A 12,985-nucleotide genomic window follows, 5' to 3' on the forward strand; every position below is an offset into this window, starting at 1 on the left:
GGTTACGCGCCCTCCTGCCGTTCCCGTCGTCCGTCGTCCGTGCCGCGGGCCGCCCCGGGCGGGGTCGCGGGTTCCTCGTCGTCCTCGACGATCTCGTCGCGGAGTCTGCTCATCGCCGTGGGTCCCTCCGCCACGGAGGTCTCGCGGAGCAGCGATCCGAAGACGGACTCCCAGTCGACGCCCATCCGTTCCGGGGCGGCGCCGCGCGCGGTCATCCTGGTGAGCGGGTCGAGCGTGGCGACGACCCGGCGGGCCATCTCGGCCCGTGCCTTGTTCGCGGCCTCCAGCACCGCCGCGGAGAGCTGGGGGGCGGCCATGGTCCGGTACTTGCCGTCGAGGAACTCCAGGCTGGTCAGTTCGCCCTTCGCGCCGACGGAGACCCGGACCGACCGGTCCGTCGAACGCGCGGTGACCGAGGCCGCGTCCAGTTCGGCGCGTGCCGAGGCCGCGGCCTGCTCCGCCGCCTTGAGGTGGGCCATCGCCTGGGCCACCCGGTCCTCCATCGGCCGGCTCATACCGGTCCCCTTCCTCTCAGCGTCCCAGGGCCTGCGGCGCGCCGCCCTCGTCGGTGCCCCAGACGTCCTCGTCCTCGGCCAGCCACGTGGTCCGTTCCCTGTCCCCGCTCTCCGTCTGCGGCCTGTCCCCCGCCCCCGCCCCGCCCATGGGTCCCATCGGCGGCATGAAGGGCGTACTGCTGCTGGTCTGCGTGGACCTGGGGACGACGCGGTGTTCCTCGTCGTCGACGGTCGGCGTGGTGGCGGCCGTCCGGCCGGAGCGGCCGACCACGGGCTCGATGACGGTCCTGGCGCGCTCGCCGGAGTTGCCGCCGGCCTCGCCGCCCGCGCCGCGCATCATCGGCGGGTACATCCCCGGCGAGCCCGCTCCCGTGCCGGTGCCGCCGGCGGAGGCGCCCGCCAGGGCGTCGCCGCTCTGCGGGCGCCCGAGCGCCGAGGCGAGGTCGTCCTGGTTGTAGAGGTTGTCGCTGAATGCGGAGGAATACGCCGAGCCCGCGGAGCCCGTGGAGCCGCCCGGGTTGTAGGCGGAGAGGTCGGGGGGCTCGGGGAGGTCGGCGATGCGCTGCCGGATCAGCTCGTCGATGTCCTTCTGCTCGGCGCTGATCCGGTCGTACTCGGCCTGGATGTCTCCCATCCGCTGGTCGTACTCGGCCTTGGCGTCCTTGCGCGCCTGCTCGGCCTCGGTGCGCGCCTCCTCGCGTTCCGCCTGGGCGTCGGCCTTCGCCTGGTCGTACTCGCTCCTGGCCTCGGCCTCGGCGGCGTCCGCCCGTTCGACGGCCTCCCGTTCGGCGGCGTCGATCTCCGCGATCCGCCGGTCGTACTCCTCGCGGGCCACGTCCTCGTCGGTGCCGGCGGCGATCTCCCGCTCGTACTCCCGGCGTGCCTCGGCGCGTTCCTGCTCGGCGTCCTGCCGCGCCTGGTCCCGCTGTTCCTGGGCTTCGGCCTTCTCCTGCTCGTACTCCTGCCGGGCCGCCGCCTCCTGGCGGTCGGCGTCCCGGAGGGCGGCGTCGCGCTCGGCGCGGGCCTCGGCCTTCTGCTGCTCGTAGTCGGCCTGCGCCTCGGCCTTGGCGTTCTGGGCGTCCAGCCTGGCCTGCTGCTTCTCCTGCAGGGCCTCGCGGCGGGCCTCCTCCTGCTGGGCCTCCGCCCTGGCCTGCGCGTCAGTCTGTTCCCGCTTGGCGGCTTCCCTCTCGGCGTCGGCCTCCGCCTTGGCCGCCTCCTGCTCGCGCTCCGCCTCGGCCCTCGCCTGGGCCTGTTCCTGCTTGGCGGCTTCCTTCTCGGCGGCGGCCTCAGCCTTCGCGGCTTCCTGCTCGGCCTTGGCTGCGGCCTTCTCCTTCTCGGCCTCCGCCTTCGCGGCCTCCTGCTCGGCCTTCGCCTCCGCCTTCTCCTTCTCCTGCTCGGCCTTGGCCTCGGCCTTCTCCTTCTCCGCCTCCGCCTTGGCCGCTTCCTGCTCGCGCTTCGCCTCGGCCTTCTCGGCCTCCTGCTCCGCCTTCGCCTCGGCCTTCTCCTTCTCCGCCTCCGCCTTCGCGGCCTCCTGCTCGGCCTTGGCCTCGGCGCGGTCGGCTTCGGCCTGGGCCGCGGCGCGTTCCCGTTCCTTCTTCGCCTCGTCCTGCGCCTTCTGGTTCTGCGCGAGGATCAACGCCTGCTGCTTGGCGGCCTCTTCCTTGGCGGCAGCCTGTTCGGCCTTGGCCTCGGCCTTCTCGCGCTCCTGCTCGGCCTTGGCCTCCGCCTTCTCCTTCTCGGCCTCCGCCTTGGCCGCTTCCTGCTCTGCCTTGGCCTCGGCCTTCTCGCGCTCCTGCTCGGCCTTGGCCTCCGCCTTCTCCTTGTCCGCTTCCGCCTTGGCCGCGGCCTGCTCCGCTTCGGCTTCGGCCTTCTCGCGGTCCCGCTCGGCCTTCGCTTCGGCCTTCTCCCGCTCCGCCTCGGCCTTGGCCTCCGCCTTCTCCTTCTCGGCTTCGGCCTTCTCGCGGTCCCGCTCGGCCTTCGCCTCGGCCTTCTCCCGCTCCGCCTCCGCCTTGGCGGCCGCCGCTTCGGCCTCCGCCTTCTTCTTCTCGGCGTCGGCCTCCGCCTCGGCGGAGATCTCGGAGAGGGGGCGGTCGTCCTTGTCGGTGATGCTGGTGTCGAACGCCTTCTCGGCCGCTTTGAACGCCTTGTTGATCGCCACGATGGCCTCGGCGCCCTTCGTGCCGAGCCAGTCCTGCACGGACTGCTCCCACCGGCGCACCGCCTCGTCGGCGATCGCCTTCCACGTGGTCATGTCACTCGGCTTGCCGTACGACTTCTCCCCGATGACGATCTCGTTCCGGAAGTTGGCGGTCGACACCACGTAGTTGTGCCAGGTGGTGTACGGTCCGGAGCCGCTGGACACCGTGTCGATGTCCGTCTTGTCGAACTGGGTGTCGAAGAGCTTCAGCCGGGCGTCCTGCAGCATGTCGTAGAGCCAGCGCTGCGGGTTGCTCTCGGCCTTCCACGCCTCCCAGGCGTTGTAGAGGTTCTGTGCCTGGGTGAGGACGACGTGCTGGGCCTCGGCCAGTGCGCGGGCCGGCTCGGAGGTCACCGTCACACCGTCGATGGTGACCGCGGCGTCTCCGCCGCCCTTGCCGTTGAGCTGGTCGGCGTACCCCTCGTAGTTCCGGGCCAGTTTGTGGATGAGCTCCTTGAAGATGGCGGCCGACGTGCCGTCCCAGGAGTCGCTGCCCTCTCCGATGTTCTCGGTGTCCCACTTGCCGACGGTGACCGCGCTGTCCTCGAAGAACTTGACGACCCGGTCGAACGCCTGGGCCGCGTTCGTGAAGGTGCGCAGATCGACGTAGTCGGCGTCGTTCACCGGGAGCCCGCGGTTCTCGAACCCGTGGGTGGAGTAGGGCCACATCGTCAGTTGCGAGAGGGCGGCCTTGGAGCCGTAGATGTACTGGACCAGGGGGTTGGTGTCCCAGTCGAGTTTCTCGCCCTCGCTGTTCGTGCCGCCCTTGTCCTTCAGGACCTGGCTGGTCTTCGTGTAGCCCGGGATCACGTCGTCCCCGCTCGGCGGCAGGGCCTGGCCCGAGGCGAGGAAGGTGATGTACACGCGGTACCGGTAGAGGTAGCTTCCCTCGGAGACGTCCGTACCGTCGCCGGCCGGCCTGTAGTACGGGATCGTGTAGTCGGTGTTGTGCGTCTTCCAGCCACCCGAGGACAGGAAACCCGATGAATACTCCGGACCGCCTTCGTCTTCCACCCGGACGTGTATCAGCGGGATGTCGTCGTTACCCTTGAGGGTGTCGAACAACGTTTTCCGCTCCGGCAGGATGTAGCCGGTGAGCAGGTCAACTGCTTTTTTCCAGTTGTCGTTGTTGTTGTCCCCGGGGTTGGCCATCGCCGAACTCCGCTACTCTTCCTCTTCGGTACCACCCGGATTGTCGAGATCACTGTCGACATCTTCGAAGATGTCCATGAAATCGTCCGCGGTGATGTTCTCGAGATTCTTACCCTGGCTCTTGGCCAGCTCGTCGATGGTGTCCCACAACGCCTGTTCGAGGTCCTCGAAGAGGACCGTCTGGTCCTCCAGGATGCGCAGGACCTCGCCCGCGCCCTGCTGGACGACCTTGTTCAGGGCGCCCCCGCCCACCGCGCTGTTCTCGCCGGCCATGAGGCCGATGACGAGCGGCTTCGCGGAGTCGATCGTCGTGGTCGAGATGCTGTCCGCGATGAACGAGATCGCCGGTCCGGCGGTCGGGCTGTCCTTGAGGATGTTCTCCAGCGTCGTACGGAAACCGTCGATCTGGTTGTTGATGAAATTCTTCAGGAACGTGCTGTCGAGGACCGTGACGGCCACGTGATCATCCTTCCGTCACCGGCCGGCGTCAGCGGCTGCCGATCCTGATGTCGCCCCACCGCTGCGACAGGTTCTGCTCCGTGTACCGGTAGTTGGAGGAGATCTCGGTGAGCAGACCGGAGTGGTTGGCGAGCAGGTTCTTGATGTTCTCGACGGCGTTGTCCCATTTCGCCTGGACCTCGCTGTAGACGTCCCGGTCGTCACCGATCCAGCTGTTGCGGAGTTCGGCCAGTTCCATTTCCAGGTTGGCCAGAATGCTCATGATCGCCTGGGACTGGCCGACCATGTCGTCCGCCGCGCCTTCGGCATGGTTGTAGTCGACGTAGATGTAGCCGTCGGAGAAGTCCATCGGAGTCCTCTATTCACCGGGAGAACGACGTGAGGGGAAGGGCTTGGAGGTCTGCTGGGTGCGCCGGGGTCAGTTCGACGACGTGTTGGTGCCGTTGAGCTCGTCGAACACCTGCGTGGAGCGTGAGTACTCCGTGTCGATCGCGTCGCTGGTGGATCCCTGCACCAGCCCGTGCTCCGTGAGGGTGCCGTTGAGCTCGTCGACCATCCGGTCCAGGTTGATCAGAATGGTGTCGACGTGCTCGTCCCACTGCTCCAGCAGCTTCTTGTACTTTCCGCCGTCCACGCCCCCGTAATTCGAGGCGAGCGTGTGCGACGTGGACTGGACGTCCTGCTGACAGCGCTGGACACCGGTGAAGGCCTGTTCCAGCGCCATGATCCCGTTGCGGGTCGCGCGTTCTTCGGACTGCTGCATGGCCATGAGAGAACTCCCTTTTCGGTGACACTCACCGGGCTGCGGCCCCACGTCACTCCGTGGGCAGACAGAGTGTCCCTGCGATCACGGACGGCTCGCCGGGGCAATGGGGTGGCCAGATGCTATGCAGGCCGCAACTTGTTTGGCAATTGCCCGCGGAACCCCGAACTCCTCGTATTCACGGGCTCAGTTGAGCAACGCTCTCGAATTCACGCCGCTCAAGTGAGCGGCGCGGGAATCCGGCCGGACAGATCGGGCACCCGGCGGCGTCCGGTGGGCGCCGCCGGGTGCCCGGCTTAACGTGGAGTGGCCGCGCGGACGCCAAGAATTTCCCTTCCTGACGCTTTCCGTCGGGGCCCGGTCGCCCCCTTCCGCCCGCTATCGCCCGGGGCACCGCAGCGTCACCCGTGCCTCGCCCTCGGACGCCGCCTCGGGGGTCAGGTCCGGGCCGCTGGGCAGCATGGCCAGCATCGGGGACGGCATCGTCCGCGCCTCGGCTCCCTCGTAGCCCAGCGCCTTCACCGCCTCCTGGGACAGCAGCCGGTACTTCACGCCCTCGTCCGTCACCAGGTACGTGGTGTCGCCCAGCGCGCTGCCGCTCGCGCTCAACGCCCTGACCAGCGCGCCCTTTCCGGCCCGTACGGCGATGGAGTCGACCTTCAGGCAGCCCGGTTCGACCTCGGGCGCCGGCGCCTGCACGGCCCGGGGCAGGGCGCCCTCGGGCAGCACCGAGGTGCCCACCCGCACACCGGAGTCCGTGGAGTCGACCTCCGCGCAGGACACGGAGCCGGTGGCGACGGTGACCGCCTTCGGCGGCTGCGCGGGCAGCCTCGCCGGCTCCGGGCTCCGCGCGTCGGGGGCGAGATGCCCGGCCAGGGTGTCCGCGCCGAGCGTCGCCACGGTCGCGGCGCCCCCGCCGTACGCCTTCTCACGCGTCTGCGGATCGCCCAGCAGGAGGGTCGCCTCCGTGTCCGTCAGGGGCACGAGCCCGTCCTTCGTGAGCAGGTGGTGGCGGGCGGCCGAGCCGGGTACGTCGACCTTGAAGAGCTGCCCGATCCTGGTGCTCAGCCCGGCCAGTTCGGGGCCCTTCTCGCCCCGCCCGGGCACCTCGGCGGGGGCCAGGTCGGGTCCCAGCGGGAAGGAGTCGAGGAACGCCGCGGAGACGGGACGCGGGGTGACGTCGCCGTACCCGAGGGCCTCGGCCGCCTTCGCCCGCTCGTCCAGCCGCAGCCGGCTGCCCTGCCACAGCAGGTACGTGGCGTCGTCCGGGCCGGTGACCAGCATGCCCTCGTCCTCGCCCAGTCGCCTGCCGCCGGGCACGTCCTGCGGGGCGTCGGTGCCGAGGGCGAGCGTCGTGGTCACCGTGACGACGCCCGTCGTCCGGGGCAGGATGCCGGAACACACCAGCCACGGGGTGCGGTCCAGGTCACCGGTGCCCGGGAGCGCCTCGGGCCCGTCGGGGATGCCGACGGGTGTTCCGTGCGGGGTGCCGGCCAGCGAGGACGTGCCCACCGTGGTGACGCCGATCTCGCCGCCGGTGACCAGCCGGGCCGACGCGTAGTTGCGCACCGGGCGCAGCCGTCCGTCCAGGTACAGGTAGCGCGCGCCGGTCTGCTTGTCGACGATCAGGTTCTCCCCCGAACGCCACGAGTCGTTGCCGCCGGGCCGCAGGAGTCCGAAGACGAAGGCGCCGGCGCACACCAGCAAGGCGATGATCACGCCGATCGCGGCGCCGCGGTTGGTCCTGCCCAGCGGGCTCTCCGGGGCGTCGGGTTCCGAGCGCAGCATGGCCGAGGCCAGCCGGCCCATGATGAAGAGGTGCGCCTGTACTTGGTCGCGCTTGCTGTGCATGTCGCCGTTCTCCCGGGTCAGCCGTTGATGCCGCGGAGCCAGCCGTAGACGCCCATCGACCAGAGCGTCAGCGGCAGGATGCTGAGGGCGGCGAGTGAGTGCAGCAGCTCGGCCGCGCGCCCCCAGTACGGGACGAGCCGCCGTCCGGGCACGGTCCACGAGGCGATGGCGATCGCGGCGGCCAGCCCCATCAGTCCGGCCGTCAGGGTCAGCCGGTCCGCCGGGGCGAGGGAGCGTGCGGAGACGAACAGCAGCAGGACCACGCCCCAGGCCCCGGCGCAGGTCAGCGCCAGCCGCTGCCAGACGTTGCCCAGCCCCCGGCTGTGCAGCAGCAGGAGGAGGGAGAGGGCCACGACGGTGAGGATCTCGGCGAGGCCCGGCGAAGCCATGAGCGCCACCAGGCAGGGCAGGCAGACCAGGCCGATGGCGCCGTAGAGGGCGGTCATCCAGCCGTCCGCCAGCGCCGACCGGGCGTCGACGTCCGAGGAGGAGTACGGGTCGATGCCCTGCTGCAACTGCTGGACGTTGGTCGGCAGGGGCGGCATCCGCATGCCGGCCAGCCGGAACGACAGCGACGGGACGAACCCGCCGAAGAGCACCACCACGACGGCCACCACGCCGGCCGCCTGTTCCGGTGCCAGGTCCAGGGTGATCAGGGCGGCGCCGAGCGCGCCCGCCGCGGCGACGCAGGCCGCGCCGATGAACAGCGCCGGGTACACGCCGACCGCCGCCAGGGCGAGCACCGCGCCCGCGCCGCCGGCCGCGGACGCCGCCAGCAGCCGTGCGCCGAGGACGGCTTCGCCGTCGGCGCCGCCCAGGTCGCCGCCGGGCAGCAGCCAGCCCGCCAGGGCGAAGTAGGGGGCCGCCATCAGGCCGAGCACCGAGCCGGCTCCGGCGTCCCCGACGGCGCGGGAGGCGGAGCCCGCCCCTGCGATCAGCAGCAGTCCGGCGGCCGAGGCGGCGACGGCCCGCACCCAGCCCGCCGTCCCCGGCATGGCCAGCAGCACGATGCCCAGCGCGAGGGTGGCCGCGGCCAGTCCGCGCAGCAGGCGCCGGCCGGCCTCCGGGCTCCAGCCGTGCGGCCTGCGGCCCATGCCGTCGGCGATGCCGTCGACCAGGTCGTCGATGTGCACCTCGGGCAGCGCCTCGGTGCGCGGCCGCAGGTAAAGGTCCTCTCCGTCCCGCAGACCGAGGGAGTCCAAGGTACTCTCGGGGTCGAGCGGTGGACCGCCGAGGCGTTGGAGCACCCAACCTCCGTGCTCCAGGCCGGATTCCTCCAGGTCGTCCCCTCCGTAGCCGATCACTGTGGGCAGCAGATCGGCGACGGGGACGTCGGAGGGCACGGCCAGGTCGACGGTCCTGGCCGGAGCACGTACGGTGACGCGGCACAGGCTTGCCGTCTGGATCTCAGTCATGGGCTCGGGGTTCACACTTTCTGGCGGACCACGCGATACGCGGTGGCTGGAAGGTGGCAGCGGCACACCGGCCGGTCGCCGAACGCGACGGAAAAGTCGGACGGGGCATGCGCCGACGAGTTTGACCGTACGCCGGGCTTTTCGCAACACCACTCCGGGAGTTCAGCGTTACGGAACCCCCAGGAAATTCTCCCGCCGCCGTCGCGCGGGACTCTGACTCTTTACGGAAAAACCCGCGACGTTCCCGCGAGGTTCCTCCGGAATTCCTTCCGAAATCGTTGAGGAGGACGTTCGTTGAGCGTGATCCTGTTCCGCCGGCCGGCCCGCCGCAAAGGGCCGGAAATGCCGTCGGGGGAACTGAGTCTTCAGGAGCCGCCGACGCTTCCGGAAGTCGTGCCGGACAGTTCCGCGGTGTGGACGTATCTGCCGATGGCGCTGATGTCGGTCTCCATGATGCTGATGTTCATGCGTCCGGGGATGAGCCGGGACAGCGGCGGATTCATCTACATCGCGCTCGGTGTGATGGTGATCGCGTCGGCGGGCATGATGCTCGGTCAGGTCATGCGCCGCAACGGCGAGCGCAAGCAGCGGATGAAGGGCGAGCGCCGCGACTACCTGCGGTACCTGCGGCAGACCCGGCGCATCGTGCGGACGTCCATCGTCGAGCAGCAGCGCGCCCTCGCCTGGCGCCATCCGGAACCCGACGCGCTGTCGTCGCTGGTGCGCAGCACCCGGCTGTGGGAGCGGCGGGCGTCGGACGAGGACTTCGCCGAGGTGCGGATGGGCGTGGGCGACCAGCGTCTTGCGATGAAGCTGACGCCGCTGTCGACCAAGCCCGTCGAGGACCTGGAGCCGCTGAGCGCACACGCGCTGCGCAGCTTCACCCGGGCCTACTCCACCGTCCGGGACCAGCCCATCGCGATCTATCTGCGGGCCTGGTCGAAGGTGCTGTTCCGCGGGGACGAGGAGCGGATACGCGCCCAGGCCCGGGCCCTGCTCGCACAGTTGGCGGTGTTCCACTCCCCCGACGACCTGTGGATCGCGCTGTGCGTCTCGGACGAGCGGCGCTCGGAGTGGGAGTGGGCGAAGTGGCTGCCGCACAGTCTGCACCGGCACGAGGAGGACGGCGCCGGACCGGCCCGCATGATCGCCTCGGCCTTCACCGAGCTGGAGAACCTGCTCGGTGCCGAGTTCCTGGAGCGGCCGGGCGCCGACCCCGACGCGGTCCCGGGACGTGAGGAGCCGTACACGGTCGTCGTGATCGACGGCTGCACGGTGCCGGCGGGGCACCGCTTCGACGGCCACGGCTTCCGCAACGCGGTGGTGCTCGACCTCACCGGGGCGCTCGCCTGGAAGCCCGGGCGGACCACGCTGCGCCTGGAGGTGGACGAGGGCGGTGTCGCGCTGGTGCGCACCGACCGCGACCGCAAGGAGCAGTCGACGGTGCTCGGCCGGCCCGACCGGCTGGGCACGGTGGGGGCGCTGGCGCTCGCCCGGCTGCTCGCGCCGTACCGGATGAGCGTGGGCGGCGACGACTCCAAGCCGCTCGCCAACGACGTCGAGCTGACCTCGCTGCTGAACATCCCCGACCTGCACCGGCACGACCCGGCCACGCTGTGGGAGAAGGCGACGGGCAGTGCCCGGCTGCGGGTGCCGATCGCGGTGAGCGGTGAGGGCAGGCCCGTGGAGCTGGACATCAAGGAGTCCGCGCAGGGCGGTACGGGACCGCACGGCATGCTCATCGGCGCCACCGGCTCCGGCAAGAGCGAGCTGCTGCGCACACTGGTGCTGGGGCTGGCACTGACGAACTCCTCCGAGACGCTGAACTTCGTCCTCGTCGACTTCAAGGGCGGCGCCACCTTCCTCGGCCTCGACGAACTCCCGCACACCTCGGCGGTCATCACCAACCTCGCCGACGAGGTGGCGCTGGTCGCCCGTATGCAGGACGCCCTGCACGGGGAGCTGATCCGGCGGCAGGAGCTGCTGCGCGCCGCCGGCAACTACACCTCCGCGCTGGAGTACGAGAAGGCGCGGCAGTCCGGGACGCCGCTGCAGCCGCTGCCCAGCCTGTTCGTGGTGGTCGACGAGTTCAGCGAACTGCTGGCCTCGCACCGCGACTTCATGGAGCTGTTCGTGATGATCGGCCGGCTCGGGCGCAGCCTCGGGGTCCACCTGCTGCTCGCCTCGCAGCGGCTGGACGAGGGCCGCATGCACCAGCTGGAGAGCCATCTGTCGTACCGGATCGGCCTGCGGACGTTCTCCGCGATGGAGAGCCGGGGCGTGCTCGGTGTGCCGGACGCCTACGAGCTGCCCGCGCAGCCGGGTGCCGGCTTCCTCAAGAGCGGCGTCGACGCGCTCACCCGGTTCCGGGCCGCGTACGTCTCGGGGCCGTACCAGCGGCGCCGGGCCGTGGTGCAGGCACAGGTGGCGCGGCAGGTGGTGCCGTGGACGGCGGAGTGGGTGGTGCCGCGCGCGCCCGCGGACCCGGACCTGGACCCGGCGGGCGAGCCCGACGAGCCGGAGGCGCGGGGCGAGGGGGACGGCGGCGGGGAGACGCTGCTGTCGGTGGCGCTCGACCGGCTGCGCGGGGCGGGACCGCCCGCCCACCAGGTGTGGCTGCCGCCGCTGGGCCGGCCGGCCACCCTGGACCAGATCCTGCCGCCGCTGGCACCCGATCCGCGGTACGGCCTGACCACGGCGGACTGGCCGCTGCGGGGACGGCTCACGGTGCCGGTGGGCGTCGTGGACCGGCCCTTCGACCAACTGCGCGACCTGCTGACCGTGGACCTGTCGGCGGCCGGCGGCCACGTGGCCATCGCCGGGGGCCCGCAGAGCGGCAAGAGCACCCTGCTGCGGACCCTCATCACCGCGCTGGCCCTCACCCACACCCCGCGCGAAGTGCAGTTCTACTGCCTCGACTTCGGCGGCGGCACGCTGGCCTCGCTGGACGAGCTGCCCCATATGAGCGGGGTCGCGGCACGGGTGGACACCGAACGGGTGGGCCGTACGATCGCGGAGGTCACCACCCTGCTCGCCCGGCGGGAGCGGTTCTTCCTGGAGCACGGCATCGACTCCATGGCGACGTACCGCAAGCGGCGCGCGGCGGGCGAGTTCCCCGACGAGCCGCACGGGGACGTCTTCCTGGCCATCGACGGCTGGGCTACCGTGCGCCAGGACTTCGACCGGCACATCCCCACCTTCAACGCGCTGGCCGCCCGCGGGCTCAACTACGGCGTCCACCTGATCGTCACCACCGCCCGCTGGGTGGAGCTGTCGTCCTCGGTGCGCGACCAGACCGGCACCCGGCTGGAGCTGCGGATGGGCGATCCGATGGACTCGCAGATCGACTCCCGGAAGGCGGCGACGATCCCGCGCAGCGCGGGGCGGGGGCTGACCTCCGACAAGCTGCACTACCTGTCGGCGCTGCCACGCGTCGACGGGGTCGAGGACGCCGACGACCTCGCGGACGGGGTCGCGGGGCTGGTCGCCGCGATCGCCGAGAACTGGACGGGGCCCACCGCGCCGCGGGTGCGGATGCTGCCGGCGAAGCTGCCGGTCGAGGAGCTGCCGGAGGCGGAGGGCGAGAACGGCCTGCGGATCGCCATCGGCCTGGACGAGAACGAACTGGCACCGGTGTGGCACGACTTCACCGAGAACCCGCACCTGATCGTGGTGGGCGACACGGAGAGCGGCAAGACGAACCTGCTGAAGCTGGTCGCGCGCGGCATCACCGAGCGGTACACGCCGGCCGAGGCGCGGATCATGACGGTGGACTACCGGCGGGAGCTGGTGGAGAGCGTTCCCGAGGCGTACCGGCTCGGGCACGCGGTGTCCCTGGACATGCTGCGGGACCTGGTGGACGGGGCGGCGCGGGCGGTCAAGCAGCGGGTTCCCGGGGAGGACATCGCTCCGTCGCGGATGCGGTTGTGCGACTGGTGGCAGGGGCCGCGGCTGTTCATCCTGATCGACGACTACGACATGGTGGGCGGCGGGCCGATGACGCAGCCGTTCGCCCCGCTGCTGGATCATCTGGCGCTGGGGCACGAGGTGGGGCTGCACCTGATCGTGGCGCGGTCGTCGGCGGGCGCCGGGCGCGGGCTCAACGAGTCGTTGCTGCGGAGGCTGCAGGAGGTGAACACGCCGGGGTTGCTGATGTCGTGTCCGCCGAGCGAGGGGTATCTGTTCGGCAGCGTGAAGGGGCGGGAGCTGATTCCGGGGCGGGCGGTGCGGATCGCCCGGCGCAAGACCTTGCAGGTGCAGACGGGGCTTGTGGAGGACGGGTCGTGAGGTGCCCATGTCCGGCCGGGGTTCCCGCACCACCGCCGCGATCCGCGGGCAGTCGTGCCGCGGGGCGGCACGGGTGGGCGCGACGGCACCCCGAAGGCGCCGGGCTGCGCAACCGCCCCCCGGCCCACCCCGACGCGGCACACCCCGCACCGGGCGCGCGGGGGCCGGCCCGGGTGGGCGCGGTGACGGTCTCCTCAGGAGGCTCTCGGGGGGCGCCAGTTCCTGGTGCGGCCTCGGGGGACGACCGCGGCCAGGGCTGCCAGGAGGAGGACCGTGGCCAGGCCCACGGCCGCGATCGTCAGGGAGCGGCGGTGGGGAGTGGGGTCGGCGGGGGCCGGCATGTGGG

Annotated in this window: 8 protein-coding genes; 1 reads left to right on the forward strand and 7 read right to left on the reverse strand. The window is 71.2% G+C overall.

The window, feature by feature from the left end; all coding sequences use genetic code 11:
* Positions 1-2 precede the first annotated feature (2 nt).
* The 7 genes from KUM38_RS38740 to eccD form a co-directional block, all read right to left on the reverse strand.
* Entirely contained in the window at positions 3-515 is a 513-nt protein-coding gene (locus tag KUM38_RS38740) for a YbaB/EbfC family nucleoid-associated protein (protein ID WP_217136826.1), read from the reverse strand.
* Positions 516-531: 16 nt separating this feature from the next.
* On the reverse strand, positions 532-3,864 hold the full coding sequence (locus KUM38_RS38745) for an AAWKG family protein (RefSeq protein WP_217136827.1): 3,333 nt from the start codon (positions 3,862-3,864) through the stop codon (positions 532-534).
* Positions 3,865-3,876: 12 nt separating this feature from the next.
* Positions 3,877-4,323 carry a type VII secretion system-associated protein gene (locus KUM38_RS38750; RefSeq protein ID WP_217136828.1) on the reverse strand — a complete coding sequence of 149 codons (447 nt, stop codon included), beginning with the start codon at positions 4,321-4,323 and terminating at the stop codon, positions 3,877-3,879.
* A gap of 28 nt (positions 4,324-4,351) precedes the next feature.
* Positions 4,352-4,672: a WXG100 family type VII secretion target gene (locus KUM38_RS38755; protein ID WP_159535892.1), complete on the reverse strand. Its 321-nt coding sequence runs from the start codon at positions 4,670-4,672 to the stop codon at positions 4,352-4,354.
* Between the two features lie 69 nt (positions 4,673-4,741).
* Positions 4,742-5,092, reverse strand: a complete 351-nt coding sequence (locus tag KUM38_RS38760) for a hypothetical protein (protein ID WP_217136829.1) — start codon at positions 5,090-5,092, stop codon at positions 4,742-4,744.
* Between the two features lie 372 nt (positions 5,093-5,464).
* Positions 5,465-6,937: a type VII secretion protein EccB gene (gene eccB, locus KUM38_RS38765; protein WP_217136830.1), complete on the reverse strand. Its 1,473-nt coding sequence runs from the start codon at positions 6,935-6,937 to the stop codon at positions 5,465-5,467.
* A gap of 17 nt (positions 6,938-6,954) precedes the next feature.
* Positions 6,955-8,352, reverse strand: coding sequence for a type VII secretion integral membrane protein EccD (eccD, locus tag KUM38_RS38770; RefSeq protein ID WP_217136831.1), 1,398 nt, complete (start codon positions 8,350-8,352; stop codon positions 6,955-6,957).
* A 342-nt stretch (positions 8,353-8,694) separates the two neighbouring features.
* Between eccD and eccCa the strand changes: the two genes are divergently transcribed.
* The gene (gene eccCa, locus KUM38_RS38775; protein ID WP_254398431.1) at positions 8,695-12,639 is read left to right on the forward strand and encodes a type VII secretion protein EccCa; all 3,945 of its coding nucleotides are present in this window, start codon (positions 8,695-8,697) and stop codon (positions 12,637-12,639) included.
* Positions 12,640-12,985: the final 346 nt, after the last annotated feature.

It is taken from the genome of Streptomyces sp. AC558_RSS880 (genome assembly GCF_019049255.1).
Classification (GTDB): Bacteria; Actinomycetota; Actinomycetes; order Streptomycetales; family Streptomycetaceae; genus Streptomyces.

What these genes read in the sequence shown, in the direction of transcription:
- KUM38_RS38740 (WP_217136826.1), bottom strand. Translation starts at nt 515, where the DNA reads ATGAGCCGGCCGATGGAGGACCGGGTGGCCCAGGCGATGGCCCACCTC.
- KUM38_RS38745 (WP_217136827.1), bottom strand. Translation starts at nt 3,864, where the DNA reads ATGGCCAACCCCGGGGACAACAACAACGACAACTGGAAAAAAGCAGTT.
- KUM38_RS38755 (WP_159535892.1), bottom strand. Translation starts at nt 4,672, where the DNA reads ATGGACTTCTCCGACGGCTACATCTACGTCGACTACAACCATGCCGAA.
- KUM38_RS38760 (WP_217136829.1), bottom strand. Translation starts at nt 5,092, where the DNA reads ATGGCCATGCAGCAGTCCGAAGAACGCGCGACCCGCAACGGGATCATG.
- eccB (WP_217136830.1), bottom strand. Translation starts at nt 6,937, where the DNA reads ATGCACAGCAAGCGCGACCAAGTACAGGCGCACCTCTTCATCATGGGC.
- eccD (WP_217136831.1), bottom strand. Translation starts at nt 8,352, where the DNA reads ATGACTGAGATCCAGACGGCAAGCCTGTGCCGCGTCACCGTACGTGCT.
- eccCa (WP_254398431.1), top strand. Translation starts at nt 8,695, where the DNA reads ATGCCGTCGGGGGAACTGAGTCTTCAGGAGCCGCCGACGCTTCCGGAA.